This window comes from Nostoc sp. (assembly GCF_036917635.1).
Taxonomy (GTDB): domain Bacteria; phylum Cyanobacteriota; class Cyanobacteriia; order Cyanobacteriales; family Nostocaceae; genus Nostoc.
This window is the reverse complement of sequence record NZ_JBALCW010000022.1, coordinates 63,955-78,974: the sequence shown is the minus strand read 5'-3', so window position 1 is coordinate 78,974 and position 15,020 is coordinate 63,955. Positions and strand designations below refer to the sequence as shown.

16 protein-coding genes are annotated in these 15,020 nt (G+C 43.0%); 12 read left to right on the top strand and 4 right to left on the bottom strand.

Going from position 1 to position 15,020, the window contains the following annotated elements:
• Positions 1 to 90: 90 nt before the first annotated feature.
• The gene (gene ctpA / locus V7K32_RS07260; RefSeq protein WP_334991650.1) at positions 91 to 1,335 is read right to left on the bottom strand and encodes a carboxyl-terminal processing protease CtpA; all 1,245 of its coding nucleotides are present in this window, start codon (positions 1,333 to 1,335) and stop codon (positions 91 to 93) included.
• 316 nt (positions 1,336 to 1,651) lie between these two features.
• On the opposite strand from ctpA, the gene V7K32_RS07255 reads away from it, so the two are divergent.
• The 7 genes from V7K32_RS07255 to V7K32_RS07225 all read left to right on the top strand — a co-directional run bounded on the left by V7K32_RS07255 (position 1,652) and on the right by V7K32_RS07225 (position 7,293).
• Positions 1,652 to 1,810 carry a hypothetical protein gene (locus V7K32_RS07255; protein ID WP_334991649.1) on the top strand — a complete coding sequence of 53 codons (159 nt, stop codon included), beginning with the start codon at positions 1,652 to 1,654 and terminating at the stop codon, positions 1,808 to 1,810.
• 49 nt (positions 1,811 to 1,859) lie between these two features.
• The gene (petB, locus tag V7K32_RS07250) at positions 1,860 to 2,507 is read left to right on the top strand and encodes a cytochrome b6 (protein ID WP_100900603.1); all 648 of its coding nucleotides are present in this window, start codon (positions 1,860 to 1,862) and stop codon (positions 2,505 to 2,507) included.
• Positions 2,508 to 2,764: 257 nt separating this feature from the next.
• Positions 2,765 to 3,247 carry a cytochrome b6-f complex subunit IV gene (gene petD / locus V7K32_RS07245; protein WP_334882991.1) on the top strand — a complete coding sequence of 161 codons (483 nt, stop codon included), beginning with the start codon at positions 2,765 to 2,767 and terminating at the stop codon, positions 3,245 to 3,247.
• A gap of 358 nt (positions 3,248 to 3,605) precedes the next feature.
• Positions 3,606 to 4,049, top strand: a complete 444-nt coding sequence (locus tag V7K32_RS07240; protein ID WP_334991648.1) for an ATP-binding protein — start codon at positions 3,606 to 3,608, stop codon at positions 4,047 to 4,049.
• Between the two features lie 591 nt (positions 4,050 to 4,640).
• On the top strand, positions 4,641 to 5,654 hold the full coding sequence (locus V7K32_RS07235) for a GDP-mannose 4,6-dehydratase (RefSeq protein WP_334991646.1): 1,014 nt from the start codon (positions 4,641 to 4,643) through the stop codon (positions 5,652 to 5,654).
• A 10-nt stretch (positions 5,655 to 5,664) separates the two neighbouring features.
• Positions 5,665 to 6,846 (top strand): glycosyltransferase, encoded by a 1,182-nt coding sequence (locus V7K32_RS07230; RefSeq protein WP_334991644.1) that lies wholly within the window; start codon positions 5,665 to 5,667, stop codon positions 6,844 to 6,846.
• Between the two features lie 75 nt (positions 6,847 to 6,921).
• Positions 6,922 to 7,293, top strand: a complete 372-nt coding sequence (locus tag V7K32_RS07225) for a hypothetical protein (RefSeq protein WP_334991642.1) — start codon at positions 6,922 to 6,924, stop codon at positions 7,291 to 7,293.
• A 43-nt stretch (positions 7,294 to 7,336) separates the two neighbouring features.
• On the opposite strand, the gene V7K32_RS07220 is transcribed toward V7K32_RS07225, so the two are convergent.
• Positions 7,337 to 7,777 (bottom strand): hypothetical protein, encoded by a 441-nt coding sequence (locus V7K32_RS07220; protein ID WP_334883000.1) that lies wholly within the window; start codon positions 7,775 to 7,777, stop codon positions 7,337 to 7,339.
• Positions 7,778 to 8,179: 402 nt separating this feature from the next.
• Between V7K32_RS07220 and V7K32_RS07215 the strand changes: the two genes are divergently transcribed.
• The 3 genes from V7K32_RS07215 to V7K32_RS07205 all read left to right on the top strand — a co-directional run bounded on the left by V7K32_RS07215 (position 8,180) and on the right by V7K32_RS07205 (position 11,520).
• Entirely contained in the window at positions 8,180 to 8,521 is a 342-nt protein-coding gene (locus tag V7K32_RS07215) for a hypothetical protein (RefSeq protein ID WP_334991640.1), read from the top strand.
• A gap of 186 nt (positions 8,522 to 8,707) precedes the next feature.
• Positions 8,708 to 10,864 (top strand): pentapeptide repeat-containing protein, encoded by a 2,157-nt coding sequence (locus V7K32_RS07210; protein WP_334991638.1) that lies wholly within the window; start codon positions 8,708 to 8,710, stop codon positions 10,862 to 10,864.
• A gap of 164 nt (positions 10,865 to 11,028) precedes the next feature.
• Positions 11,029 to 11,520, top strand: a complete 492-nt coding sequence (locus V7K32_RS07205) for a hypothetical protein (RefSeq protein ID WP_334991636.1) — start codon at positions 11,029 to 11,031, stop codon at positions 11,518 to 11,520.
• 557 nt (positions 11,521 to 12,077) lie between these two features.
• Here V7K32_RS07205 and V7K32_RS07200 read toward each other — a convergent pair.
• Positions 12,078 to 12,377 (bottom strand): hypothetical protein, encoded by a 300-nt coding sequence (locus V7K32_RS07200; RefSeq protein WP_334991634.1) that lies wholly within the window; start codon positions 12,375 to 12,377, stop codon positions 12,078 to 12,080.
• A gap of 214 nt (positions 12,378 to 12,591) precedes the next feature.
• Positions 12,592 to 13,365, bottom strand: coding sequence for an iron-containing redox enzyme family protein (locus V7K32_RS07195; protein WP_334991632.1), 774 nt, complete (start codon positions 13,363 to 13,365; stop codon positions 12,592 to 12,594).
• A gap of 120 nt (positions 13,366 to 13,485) precedes the next feature.
• Between V7K32_RS07195 and V7K32_RS07190 the strand changes: the two genes are divergently transcribed.
• Complete coding sequence (locus tag V7K32_RS07190; protein WP_334991630.1) at positions 13,486 to 14,484, top strand: LysR family transcriptional regulator; 999 nt, start codon at positions 13,486 to 13,488, stop codon at positions 14,482 to 14,484.
• Between the two features lie 280 nt (positions 14,485 to 14,764).
• Positions 14,765 to 14,971 (top strand): hypothetical protein, encoded by a 207-nt coding sequence (locus tag V7K32_RS07185; protein ID WP_334991628.1) that lies wholly within the window; start codon positions 14,765 to 14,767, stop codon positions 14,969 to 14,971.
• Positions 14,972 to 15,020: the final 49 nt, after the last annotated feature.

Genomic DNA, 15,020 nt, shown 5'->3' with positions numbered 1-15,020 from the left:
TCGACTCTAGGCGTAGGAGATGTTAGACAGTCCCAGACTGCAATCTCTGTCTGATGCCTGAATCCCCCGTTTTTAAAACGGGGGAGTGGCTCAAACCTTTCCCGCTACAACCGAGTCTTTCTTCAAAAGTTCCACTGCTGCTTGATATTGCAAATCCGCTTCGGTGCCAATCTGTTCGCGGTTAATTGGGTCTTGGGAAATCACTTTATCTGGCTTAATACCTAGTTTATTGATATCCCGGTGTTGAGGAGTTTCATACTTAGCAATTGTGACTGCCAAGCCCGAACCATCTGATAATTCAAATAAAGATTGAATTAAGCCCTTGCCAAAAGTGGTTTCGCCTACCAACTCGGCACGACCATTATCTTGGAGTGCGCCAGCGAGAATTTCACTAGCACTAGCAGTTCCTTGATTTACCAAAATCACCAGAGGATCGGTCGTCAGGGGTGGCCCAAAGGCTTCAAAACTACCTTGAATGCCTTGTCGGTTCACAGTGTAGACAATAGTACCAGAGTCTAACCACAGACGGGCTATTTCAATTCCTGATTGCAATAGTCCCCCAGGATTATTTCGTAAATCTAGAATGTAAGCAGCAGCGCCTTTTTTTTCTAGACTAGAAATAGCGTGTGCCAATTCCGTTGAAGCGTTGGCATTGAATTGTGTGAGACGTAGGTAGCCAATGGGCTTACCCTCAGTAGAAACACGTAAATCTGAAACCACAGGGTTAAGAGCAATGCGCGAGCGTGTCAGTCTAATTTCCGTTTCTGCCTCTTTGTCGCGTTCGATCAAAAGAGTAACAAGGCTGCCACTAGGTCCCCGCATTTTAGTCGCAGCTTCATCTAGGGTAAGATTTTCTGTAGAAACGCCTTCAATTTTGAGAATGCGATCGCGTGGTCTAATTCCTGCTTTATCTGCTGGTGAACCTGGTATGGGAGCCACTACTTCCAACTTCCCAGTTTCAGGATTTAGGGCAATTTGTAATCCTACCCCAGTTAGTTCCCCAGAAGTATTGACCTGTAAGCTGCGGTACTGTTCTGGGTCTAAAAAGCGCGTAAAAGGATCGTCGAGGCTCAAGAGCATCTTCCCAATTGCCGCATAACTGGCATTTGAGTCTGTCAGTGGCTTCTCTAAAACCTTTTGCCGCACAGCCGCCCAGTTTTGATGATTAAACGTCTCATCTAGATAAGTGCGATTAACAATTCGCCAAACTTCCGAAACTAGCTTTTGTTGCGTCGTCAAAGCCATCACAGGCTGGGTGAGCGTACCCAACGCCAACCAAAACGCCATTAACAATGAAAATCCAACCCGAAAGACTTGTTTATTCATGAACCCCATTATCAATTCCACCTCAACCCAAATTGCCTAGAAATGCTCACTTGCTCATGTTGTTGATGAAATCTATCTCTCGATTATGTTACTTTTTTTATAGAAGTGGTGCATTTCTCTCATCAAGTTGTTCAGTCAACTGATGGGTTGTATCCACTCATCAAAGGATAAAATCTACTTTGTGTCCACCTTTTTCTGTGCAGGGGCGTAAAGAGATCGCAATATATTCCTTCTTTACAGAGTGTAAAGTTTCTGAAGACTCTTAGCACCCTGAAAGCTGACAAGCAAACAAAACTCGCCTTTACTAAAATCCCAAAATTGCTAATTGGGAGAGAAGTCACAAGCGGCGGCTTATGAGAAGTCCGTAGACAATTCTGCTGCTACCCTAGCCTGTGGCAACCCCTTTGTCGAACGGGAAAAACCTAAAGGCAAATCCGCAGGATGCCGAGGCTTGAGATCATCAGAATTTTGGTCGCCGATTTAGAACTTCGGAATTTATCAACCGCAACCGACTTTTAGGAACTTGAGATTGTATGGCCAACGTTTCCGACTGGTTTGAGGAACGCCTGGAGATTCAGGCACTCGCTGAAGACGTCACTAGTAAGTACGTCCCTCCCCACGTCAACATCTTCTACTGTTTGGGTGGAATTACCCTGGTTTGCTTTCTCATCCAGTTTGCTACTGGATTTGCGATGACGTTCTACTACAGACCAACAGTCACCGAAGCTTTCTCCTCAGTGGAGTACATCATGAATGAAGTAAGCTTCGGTTGGCTAATTCGCTCCATCCATCGCTGGTCTGCCAGCATGATGGTATTGATGATGATTTTGCACACCTTCCGGGTTTATCTGACTGGTGGTTTCAAAAAGCCCCGCGAACTGACCTGGATAAGTGGTGTCATCCTGGCTGTGATTACAGTTTCCTTTGGAGTCACCGGCTATTCCCTACCTTGGGATCAAATTGGCTACTGGGCTGTGAAAATCGTTAGCGGCGTACCAGAAGCAATTCCGGTAGTTGGCGTTCTAATCTCCGACTTATTGCGCGGCGGTTCCAGTGTTGGTCAAGCAACATTAACTCGTTATTACAGCGCCCACACCTTTGTACTGCCTTGGTTGATTGCAGTCTTCATGCTATTTCACTTCTTGATGATCCGCAAACAAGGCATTTCCGGGCCTTTGTAATCTCAGCTATTAGCCCTCGGCAACATTTATCAGTTCCCAGATGAAGTTGTTTGTTTTAAACTTATAAAACACAAGAAATTAATTGTAGATAAGTTCCAAAAAACAAACACTTGTATCTGAAGGCTAAAGCTGTAGAGACTCTCCAGGCGGCTGAGTGGAAATGACAAACGCTGTTTGCCGCCAGGTTAGAGTTGCCGAGTAGCTGATAGCTTTCACAAATGCTTTAATTTAACTTAAGCAGGAGAGCAAATTTCAAAATGTCAACACAAAAAAAACCTGACCTGAGCGATCCTCAGTTAAGAGCCAAACTAGCTAAAGGCATGGGTCACAACTACTATGGTGAACCCGCTTGGCCTAATGATCTACTTTACGTATTTCCAATCGTGATCATGGGTTCCTTCGCTGCGATTGTAGCTCTAGCTGTGCTAGATCCCGCTATGACCGGTGAACCAGCAAATCCTTTTGCCACACCATTGGAAATCTTGCCAGAGTGGTACTTATATCCAGTTTTCCAAATTTTGCGATCGCTTCCTAACAAACTTTTAGGAGTGTTAGCAATGGGTTCAGTACCAGTGGGGCTAATTCTCATTCCCTTTATTGAGAACGTTAATAAGTTCCAAAACCCTTTCCGTCGTCCAGTTGCAACCACAGTCTTCCTCTTTGGTACTCTTGTCACCTTGTGGCTGGGTATTGGTGCTGCTTTGCCATTGGATAAATCTTTGACCTTGGGACTATTCTAAATTAGTCACCAGAAAGTGCTTTGACGCCTGTGAGTTTTAAGAGCAGATGTACATGTGCTTTTGAAAGAAATTTACAGGCGTCAATTTTAATAATTCAGATTACATCTGGAATCTGAAGTTTTGGATGGAAAAACTATTCCAAAATTTAAAATCACCAAAATTCATCAATTACAAACATTTTTCACTTACTTAACTTAAGTTGCTAGTTACAATTCTCGAAATGTCAAAATCGTTCATGTTTTGTCTTTTGGGACATAGAATATCTCAATTTAGATTTTTCTATATCAAAGAAATTCTGCGAATAGTGCAAAATTTAATAACTAGCAACTTGGGTTTACTTATATTTAAGTCACAGTTAATGTTTAGCATAGTGCAGCAAGACCATCTGACGGTTAAGAGCGAACTAAGTCTCCTAAACCAGGTGCAAGAATGGTTTGAGCAATTTTGTCTGCAACATTTGTCTCAACTTGGCTGGTCAAAAACCCAACTTGATCGCCTAAATTTAGCATTAGCAGAAGGTTTTACCAACGCTGTTCGCCACGCTCATCATGCTTTACCCCCGGAAACAACCATTGAGATTAAAATTTATCTATGGATTGACCGACTAGAGATTAGAATTTGGGATTATGGAAAACCTTTCAATCCTGATGCGATCGCAGAGCCAGAGCCAGGTACGCTGCAAGTAGGCGGGTATGGATGGTTTCTCCTGCGCCGTTTGGCTGACCGTGTTGTATACGAACGTGGTCTAGATGGTAGAAATTGCCTCCTCATCGTCAAATACTCTCAAGAAGCACAAAATTAACAATTCACGCATTCACACATTTTAGAAATTTCAGACGAGGATTTAAACCCCGACTGAAACTGATGCTACATAAGAGATTGCAGGTTCTTAAACCCTTGAACTTACGATAAAAGTGAAGCAGTCAAAGAAGAGGAAAGGAGGCAGAGGACAGAGGAGAAAACGCCATAATATAAATTTAGGGCTACTGAAACTTGGACAGATTATTTCTCTCTCCGAGACGCCAAAGGCGAACGCGCTTTGCGTCTCGAAATAAATATTTTTACTTTAAACATAAATAAATCTTACGTAAAAACAGCAGCACGAGCAAAAGCAGTCTTCGGTCAAATATATAGTTATTTTATTGATAAAAGTATACTCTTTTTCAAAATTATCTGGATTGGGGTAATATGTTTTTTACGTAAAATTGCTTATTTATTATGATTTTTTTGTAAAGCCTCAAAGAATCTTTTTGTATAAAAAGAATTAATGAATACAGTAAAGATAACATTCGAGTTACGCTAGCTCCCTTGTTAATATTTGTCAGCACTGTTGAGAGTCTTATTTTTTGTTCTCTAACAAGTGCCATTTTGTGCCTAAAGAGATAGAGAAAATATGATTAAGACAGCCCTAATTACAGGAATAACTGGTCAAGATGGCTACTATCTCAGCCATTTGCTCCTCAACCGTGGTTACCGAGTTGTAGGATTAGTACCCCCGCATCGACAACCTAATTTGGCCAAACTGGGAACACTGGCAAATCAGGTAGAAATTTTTACGGTTGACTTGAGGGATAATACAGCCTTGTTGACCGCAGTTGAACAACTGCGTCCCCAAGAAATTTACAATTTGGCGGCTCCCAGTTTTGTACCTGACTCTTGGAACGACCCATTGGGAACTCTGGATTTGATAACTGGTACGGCTACCAGGCTTTTGGAAGCAGTACGAAAGGTTGGTTTATCCACCAGATTTTATCAAGCCAGCAGTTCAGAAATGTTTGGCGATGTATTTATTTCGCCTCAAGATGAAGAAACGCCTTTTCGCCCCAAAAATCCCTATGCTGCGGCCAAAATGCACGCCCACTGGACAATGGTGCATCACAGACAGCGCTATGGGCTATTTGCCTGTAGTGGAATTTTATATAACCATGAGTCTCCTCTGCGGCCACCTCAGTTTGTTACACGTAAAGTTTCTTTGGCAGCTGCATCGATTAAATTGGGTTTAACTGACACCTTAGAAATGGGTAATTTAGATGCCAAACGCGATTGGGGCTTTGCAGGAGATTACGTAGAAGCAATGTGGCGCATGTTGCAGATTGATGAGCCAGAAGAATATGTAATAGGCACTGGGAAACTGCACAGTGTTAGAGATTTAGTTGCCGCAGCCTTTGGATCTGTGGGATTGGATTGGACGCATCATGTAGTTTTAAATAGCAGTTTATTGCGACAAGATGAGCATTTTCAACTAGTAGCTAACCCCAGTAAAGCTAAAATAAACCTTGGTTGGGAACCCCAAGTCAGCTTTGAGGAGCTTTTAGAAAAAATGGTAAAAACAGATTTAGAGCGGTTACAAAGCGGTGCGTTGGATGAAGTCCTTGCCGCAGGCATCGCCCCCTTACCACGAGTGTAAATAACCTAACATGCCTATCACAACAGTGACAGAAAACCTCAAGTTAGGTGATAAAGTTAACAAAAAAGCTAATCATGTCTTCGTGTTTTTAGAAATTTTTGCCCACGAAGGCGGTATCCAATCATATATAAAAGATATTTTTCGTGCCTATCTGGGATTGAGCCAAATCTACAAAGCGGAAGTCTTTTTGCTGCGCGATAGTCCTGATAGCTTAAATCCGTTTAAAGACAAGAACTTAAAATTTCATTACTTTAAAAATCAGTCTCCCTATTTTGGGAGACTACAAATGGCAGCAGCTTTACTTAAGTGTCTGTTGCAAAACCGTCCAGAACAAGTTTTCTGCGGTCATATTAACTTAGGAGTATTAGTACAAACTCTTTGTCAGGCCTTGGGGATTCGTTACACCGTGCTAACTTATGGTAAAGAAGTCTGGGAACCGCTCAAAAATCAAGAACGTCGCGCCCTGACATCAGCAGCTGGAATTTGGACAATTAGTCGTTACAGCCGCGATCGCGCTTGTGCTGCTAATAGTTTAAACCCGAAAAGGGTACAGATGATGCCTTGTGCAATTGACGGGGATAAATTTACTCCTGGTTCCAAGCAGCCAGAATTAGGAAATAAGTATGGCTTAACTGGTGCTAAGGTGTTAATGACAGTAGCGCGGTTATGGTCAGGGGATATTTACAAAGGTGTAGATGTAACGATTCGGGCATTACCACAAATCGCTCAAGTTTTCCCAGAAGTGAAATATTTGGTAATAGGTCGCGGTGATGACCAACCGCGATTAGCTAAACTAGCTGCATCTTTAGGTGTGAGCGATCGCGTCGTATTTGCTGGTTTTGTTGCTACAGAAGAATTAATTGAACATTACCGCCTTGCTGATGCCTATATTATGCCTTCGCAAGAAGGCTTTGGCATAGTTTATCTAGAAGCAATGGCTTGTGGAGTGCCTGTATTATCCGGTGACGACGATGGTTCAGCCGATCCTTTGCAAGATGGTAAACTAGGATGGCGAGTCCCACACCGCAGCCCTGATGCGGTAGCAACGGCTTGTATAGAAATGCTTCAAGGGAATGATCGGCGATGTAATGGAGAGTGGCTACGAGAACAAGCGATCGCTCTGTTTGGCATAGATGCCTTTCAACAGCACTTACAAAAAATTCTTCTATCTTCAGTAATCAAGTCCATTTGAGTCCAAATGACCAATGACCAATGACCAATGACTAAAATCGCTATCCTAGAAGGAGAGCAGGACGACATTTAAAAAATGAGCTTTAAGTCATTTCAATTGAATCTTTTAAATCTCCGCCCTTGGCTCACCCTGCTGGCAGTTATTTGGTTGCTGGCATCACTGGGCTTGGGTTGGTTGGTTAATTCGTTGCTAATTATTGTCGGGTTGCTGTTTTTAGCACCCATTGTGGCTTTTTTTGGCTTTCGTTGGTGGCTGCAACGTAACTTGGTTGCTGACCAGTGTCCCGTCTGTAGATATGAATTTACAGGTTTAAATAACAGTCAGTTGCAGTGTCCTAACTGTGGAGAGTCACTGTTAGTACAAAATAGTCATTTTCAGCGCTTTACACCAGAAGGCACAATTGATATCAAAGCTGTGGAAGTCCCAGGCAAATCACTGGAAGATTAAGTATTGGGTCATTAGTCATTAGTCATTATTAAAGGACAAATGACTAATGACTATTTATTTGCGAGATTGAAAGGGTGTAGCTATACTTTGCTTGGGATACGTCCAGTTCGCCCACATACACTGAGTATGTTCCTGCCTGCCAGTAACCAGAAAGTTCTGGCTTCCCTCCAGAATATTTATCTGCGATTACACAAAAACGCCCCCCAGGACCGTCGATCAATAGGGTTGGCTTCCCTTGACTCTCTACTGTTAATCGCAAATAAGGTAGTGACTCTGTAACCTGGATAACTTGATTAGGTTCAGTGGTAATATTGCCACAATTACTTTTGACAGTTCCCCCAGACTTTCCCTTCAAAATGAGTGGATCTGCTTGAAGATTCCGATTAATTTGGATTTTTGGTGTCTGTGCCAAATTAGTCTGGGCGAAAACCAAACTCATCGCCAAAGCTGTGGGAAAAATTATAAGTAGCCTAAGCGTTTTCATTTTAATTAATGCTCCAGATTTTTTTTAGAGCAATATTGTTATATCGTCTGATTTATATAGACGGCAGCAATCCGTCTTAGTTCCAAAAGGTGTCGTATAAACTAATACTATTCATTTCAATATTTTTTGTGAAGATTTGATGGATATAAAGACTATTAATCGTGCAAATTATCTATGTGTGGTGGGGCTTTTGCACCAAAATATTCTACCCTACATTTTGCACTTCAATCCGTAACACGCTAAGATTCCAAAAATCATTATAATTTTTACTGCCCAAAAAGGTATTGCATACACAGACATTAGCTAAAATCACTAAGACAACCACCAAAAAGACAACCACCAAAAATATAATTTTGTTGGTCTTTTGTGGAACAAGTAACCTAGCTGAGGTACAAAAGATTGATGAATCCTCAAAGAGAAGAAGACTTGCAGCGTCGCCTCAATAAGCTAGAGGCAGAGATTAATTCTTCGCCAAAAGTGGTTCCCCAACCACAAGAACAAAAACAGATGCCTGAGTCTGTTTTTGCCAAATTTAACTTGCAACTGGAGCGATTTCAGATTTGGTTCAACAGCTTATCTGGGACAAAAAAGCTGGTAGTTTCGGGTGTGACGGTGCTAGTAGGCTTGGCAATGCTGCAAGCAGTGTTTAAACTGGTTGCATCTGTAATCAGTCTGGCACTTTTGGCACTGTTAGTGTATGTTGGATACAAAATTTTTGTGTCTAGTAGCTTTCAACGTAAGTAATATGATATGCATTTACTTTGCATACCCGTAGTTATGAAAGTCAGGAGCGATGATACTAAAAGGTTCCTGACTTATGACTCCAAAATTCTATTTCAACATGCTTTTCTTTTTGCCGATTAGCTTAGTCTATTTTAATTGTGCCGATCGCGGCGTATAAATAATGTCAATGTCAAAGGAAATTATGCGATGACGACACCAATTGTCAAAAGAAGTAATCAATCTGGTCAGTCAAAACAACCAGAAAGAGCCAATTCGCTGTTGCTAGCAAGTAGGCGGTTTGCTGCTTGGGCGGCCGAAATCACACTAGTGGTTAGTAGTGGGTTGATTCCTTTCGGCATTGGTGTCTATGCCAATTCTAGAAGCGATCTTAATCGAGTGCCGCTTAACCCTATGCTGGTAGTCACAGAAAGAGCGATCGCTAGACCCCTAGCTCTACCTGTAAGCTATGGCATCCGTAACGTGGCATGGCCGACTAATATTTTGTGGACAATCGCCCTGTTAGCACCTGTAACTCTCTCATGGTGGCAATTGTATTTACTAGCTAAGACTGGTAATACAATTCCTAAACGTTGGTTAAAAGTGCGGGTTGTCAACGAGCAAGGAAGACCACCTGGTTTAGGGGCAGTTGTAATTAGAGAAGGAGTTGGGCGTTGGACTGTACCCATTTCTATCGCTTATCTGCTGTGGCGCTACAGCTTTGCTTTTCCTAATTTAGGATTATTCACATTTTTGTCTTTGTTAATGATTGTGGGTGAAGGGATAGGCTTACCGTCGCGCCGGGGTCGTCGCGCATTCCACGATCAACTTGCAGGCACTTATACAATAGATGCGACTCGTCCCTTGCCATCCTCACTCCTAGCTAACAACAAACAAGCTCAGTCTATTGATGGTAATGATGAAGCAGAAGAATCGCCGGAGGAAGAAGAATTAGCAGCAGCCCAAATTAACCACTCGCCTAATTTGTGGCGGCGGATACAGCAAAATCCTAATCTAACTTTGTTTGGGGTAGGGCTTACAAGTATGACTGCTGTATTGGCAACTTTAATCGGGACTCAAGTTTATATCCAAATTCAACAATCCCAGCGAGCAACCGAGAAAATCAACAGCCAACAGTTCCTCGAACTTGTCAAACAATTAGCTCCCAACTCTGGGGCGACTAATGAGCAACGCCAAAGTGCAATTCTGGCTATAGGTGGTCTTAATGACCCAGAGTCGATCAAATTTCTGGCGAATCTCTTGGTTAGCGAAACCAACCCCACCCTCCAGGATACGATTCAACAAGCTTTGACAACTGTCGGGACCAAAGCCATCCCGGAACTCAAAAATAAGAATCAGTTTTTGGTTAGTGAACTAGAGTCTCTGGGTAGCACTGCAACCCAAGAACGGGAATTACGGCAAGGGCGGTTACAAAGAAACCAACGGACGATCAACAAGATTCTCTCTGTATATAGCGGTAAAATCGAGGGCGTTGACCTTAGTAGCACCCAATTAGGTCAAAGCGGGACTCCAGGAAATTCCTTCTTTAATTTGGTACTAGACAACCTTGATTTATCAGGAGTTAAGTTTAAATCTGCAAATCTTAACCAAGCCAGCTTTAAGGGTAGCCGCTTTCGGGGGGTGGGTGAAGATGGGCGCTGGGATACCTATGATGATGTGATGGCTGATTTAAGCCAAGCTCAGTTGCAGCAAGCCAACCTTACTGATGCTAACCTGAGTCGCGTCTTGATGAACCGTACCGATTTGAGCCGCGCCACTCTCAATAGGGCCAACTTATCTAACGCACGTCTATATGAGGCTAAACTCAACAGCGCCCAACTAGTAGGAGCCGATCTGCGAAACGCAGTTTTGGAAAAAGCCAGCTTGACTGGAGCAGATTTAGGCGACGCTAAATTGAACGAAGCCAATCTGTACGCTGCCCGTTTAGGTCGCGCCACTGCCATTGGAACGCAATTATCTTTTGCTAATTTAACTAACACTGATTGGCAAGGGGCAGATTTATCAGGAGCCTATTTGGATCGTGCTAATCTCAGGAATGCTAACTTGAGCGCCACTCGTCTAGCTGGTGCTGTTTTGCGTTCTGCCCAAATGGAAAACGTTAACTTGCAAAATGCCGACCTCAGTCTTGCAGATTTACGGGGGGCAAATGTCGCCGGAGCAGATTTTAAGGGGGCAATTCTCGCTCCTAGTAAACAAGATCCAGCAGATCAATTTGTCCAAACCCCAGATTTAGGCTCAGTATCTGCCGTAGTCCAAGGCGTTGATTTTTCTCAAGCCAAAAATTTAGATTCTAAGCAATTAGCATACATTTGTACTCAAGGAGGCATTCATCCCCGTTGCCCGTAGAATGGAATGGGGACTGGGGACTGGGGAATGGGGACTGGGGACACTTCGACAAGCTCAGTGCATCGCTGGGGATTGGGGAAGAGTTTTCTAAGCCAATGCCCAATGCACCATAACCAATGACAAATGACAAATGACAAATGACAAATTGGTGTGAGGAGTTGGTTATGAAGTATATTCAATATTTGGTTTCAGTTTTGGGGGCTGGCTTGGTCTTGAGTCTGGCAAGTACTAAACCAGCACAAGCTCAAGTAGCCTATGGCAGTTATATCGGTATAGGCCCCGCTATTGGTTTTACTGATGGTATCCAATTGGGGGGTGTTATAGCAGGTCGCTACAAGCTTTTGGAAGCGCCACTTTCACTGCGTGCTCAAGTGTTAGTTGGTAATAATACGGCAGTTGTGCCAACGGTTTCTTACGATTTTCCCCTCAACTGGCAAGCTGATGCTTACTTGGGTGCTGGGTTAGTTCTGGCTGGTGGTGGTGGATCTTCTCCTGTGGGCGACAAAATTAGTTTTGCTTTACAACCGGGCATTGATTATATGATCCCAAATAGCAATACTGTGCTTTTTGGCAATGCCATTATTGCTTTTGATGCCTACCGTGATAGCGGTGGTACAGCTATATCAGTACAAGGTGGTGTTGGTTTGAGATTTTAATGGGCATCGGTAAAGAGTCATCAAAAGAGTGCCGCTCATAAGAGTAGCTAGTGTTAATTGTGGTTGCAACAACACCTCCTGAATTTAGAACTTACGCACTGTACAAATGCATCGTGATGTGTATTAACAATCTTGAGCTTGTTTCAGGCTTTTCTTAATTATCCTGCGATGCCTACGGCGGTAAACTACGTAAATAGACCATGCTGTAGCGGCACAGCAATGCTCATTGGTGTCAGCTTAACGTATAAGCTAGATTTGGCGAACTTTCCAGGTTTGACCCTCACCCCCAACCCCTCTCCCAATTTTGGGAGAGGGGAGCAAATTCTCTAGTTTCTAGTTCCCCTTCTCCCAAGTTGGGAGAAGGGGTTAGGGGATGAGGGCAAAACGTCCTCTCAAAGCAGATTTTTTCTTAAGTTGACACCAATGAGCAATGCTGTGCCCTTACGAAAGATATGGTTTTTAACCTTGAATCATATTTGGTATTTCTTGTCAATGCGTAAGTCCTACAATCCTCAAATGTTCGTCATTGATTCGGCATCTAACTCTCTCAATTCACCCTAGCGAATCTCTGAAAGCTGTGCAGTGGTTTCATAAACTGACACAAGCGAGTAAAGTTCACAGGCATTGTTGTCTCCTTGAATACACCAATTCGTCAACGTGGCTTTAATCTGATTGAGTTTGTCACACTCATCTAGTCTTTTGTATTGGTAGCAGCCATTAATCGCGCTCGTCGCTAGAACCAGAGCTTGATTGTAATCATGATTACTGCCTGGTTGATTGTTTTGTGCTGAAACGCTTTGATCGACTGCACTAACGCTGACAAATAAAGCCGAAAGAAACAAATAAAACTGCCGCATTAAATAACTCCACATTATTTGCTAACTCATTTTACAAATCGGTTTTTTCGCTAGATAGAGACGCTGCTTCTGTTATACATCGCTGCGGTATTAGAAAGTTTTTCATTTCATCAAACGCTTGACAAAACCATTTTTCGAGGTGACTCTCATTCGTTTGATAAGGTGAAAATATGCGAAGTATTGTCAGAATTAACTTACATGGATGAGTAGCGTTCTAAACAGCATTACCTTGGGATTCGTACTCATGCAGCAGATCATCGAAATATTGTACGTGTCGATCAATTCCACGCTCGACGGCTTTGATTACGCTATGAAGTTTGGTTGAATCCCCCTTAAAGCGAGTCAGCACCGGACGAATAGAATCTTGGAAATGATTCACTTCTAATTCTGCGTGCAAGCTTAACCAAGTTGGGTGCTTCATGCCACGAACATCAAAGTAGGATTGGAGAATTCTGGCATTTCGGATTGACACACACAGTTCTCGACCACTCAGCGCAGCCAGGGCTTCGTAGAAGTTGTCGGTTCCGTAGCCGAATTCATCGAAAAATGAGCGTTCATACGATGTGGTTGCGAAACTTCGTTGAGATGCCATAATTTCAGGATCACTCAATCCTAAATCGTGAAGAAATTCTACGTACATCTCACTATGATCATCTTGCAAATCTGTGAAGGTGTGATCTGATAAGGACATAATCGCGGATTTTTGGTCATTGTCGGTGCAACTTCCTGCTTTGACGATGCATAAGCCGAACCACTGATGCAGCCGATCGCGCCAAAAATGGTACTGGAGAAACGCATATTGTATCATTGGTGGAGTAATGGCTCCAGCTTTGAGTAGGCAAAAAAAACGACTCCGATCAAGGACTTCATGACAATAAGCGATTGTTCTAGAACTAATTGCCGATTCTTGCGCTTTCACCGCAGGCGGTAGTTCGATGTCTCGATTTAAGCGGCTAGATGTCAAAGCGATCGCAGGCTTCTCTTTCATAAACACTCTCCTAGTTGCGAGTTATGAGTTCATGAAAGCAAGCTTAAAAGATTATTATTATAATAGTAAGACGATTTTGAATATCTTAGTATGATATTTTAATCATACTATTTTAGTGAAATGACCCTTCGACCTTGGAATCAGCTTGAAATGCGACAGCTACAGTATTTTATCGAGCTTGTTGCAGAAACAGGCGAGAAAAAAAGCTTTAGCAAAGCGGCTGAACGCTTAGATGTAGAACAATCCTACCTGAGCAAAACGATCGCGGCATTGGAAGTGACGTTAAGTGTAGAACTCTTTGATCGCACTCGTCGCCCTCCAGTGTTGACGGCGGCGGGAAAAGTGTTTCTTACCGAGCTAAAAATTGCCATTACTGCACTAGAACGGGCGGTGACACGCGCACAGGAAGCGAGTCGTGGCGAAATTGGTAAGCTGGTGGTGGTGGTGAACACTGCGATCGCAAATAGTTTACTTCCAGATATTCTCAAAACCTTTCGTGAACGTTATCCAAAGGTGGAATTAGAACTGCAAGCGATGACGATCGAGGAAATGATGCAAGGACTACGGGATAACTCGATCGATGTTGGATTTGAACATCTACCCAATCCTTACTCAAGTGATTCAACTCTGAACTTTCTGCCGATTGTGCAAGAGTCCTTCGTGGTCGCATTGCCAGAACATCATCCCCTGACGGCGCTCAAGCACATTCCACTTGAAGCACTCAAGCATGAGCAGCTGATTTTGCCACCGCTTGATGCGGTACCCTCCTACGAAGTGGTTTTATCGCAATTTGAGCTTCTGGGATTCAAGCCAATATTGCAGGAAACAGTCAAAGCTACTTGGATGGTGATCAACCTCAGCTTAGTGGCAGCAGGGGCAGGTGTCTCGATTCTACCGGACAACGTGCAAACGCTTCAACGTCAAGGAGTAGTGTACCGAGAGCTTCAAGACACCCCGTTTGTAAGGGCAATTGCGGTGGTGTGGCGACGGGCAGATATCAAGGCTTTGTTAGAGCCAACACCGACCGATTCGATCTTGCTACGCCAATTCCTCACGGTAGTTCAAGAGATAGCAGAACGTTGTGCATCGCCTGCCGTTAAAATAATTCGTAATTCGTAATTCGTAATTCGTAATTAATGCATAGGGCAATACCGTTCAGTAGAGACGCGAAATTTCGCGTCTCTACAGGTCTAAAATCAGTAACAAAAATCCTTAAAACCGTATTGACGCATAGGGGAGAAGGTACAAATCTCTCACCTCGAACCCAAACCCTAGTGCGATCGCTATTCCTAAAAAGCGTTAAACTTCATTGCAAATTAAGAAGTTAGTCCAAACAACGTGATAGTTTTTGGTCATGAAGAGAGACAGCACAGGATTAACACAGGAGAACACAGTGGCAATGGAATCAAATTTATTAACGAATGCAAGCGCAAATGAAGTGAATCAAGATTTCAGTGAATATGTCGCCAATCTGCAACTTCACATGACTCTGCAAGCTCGCAATCTTGTTCCAACCCTGAAGCAAACACTGGTAGATAGTCGCCAGCAATTACTCCATCAAACCCAAGCCCATTTTGAAAAGCTAGTTTCTCGACAAGGGCTGTAAATATATAAAAATATAAAAATTTTAATCAAAATTCCAATAAAATATAAAG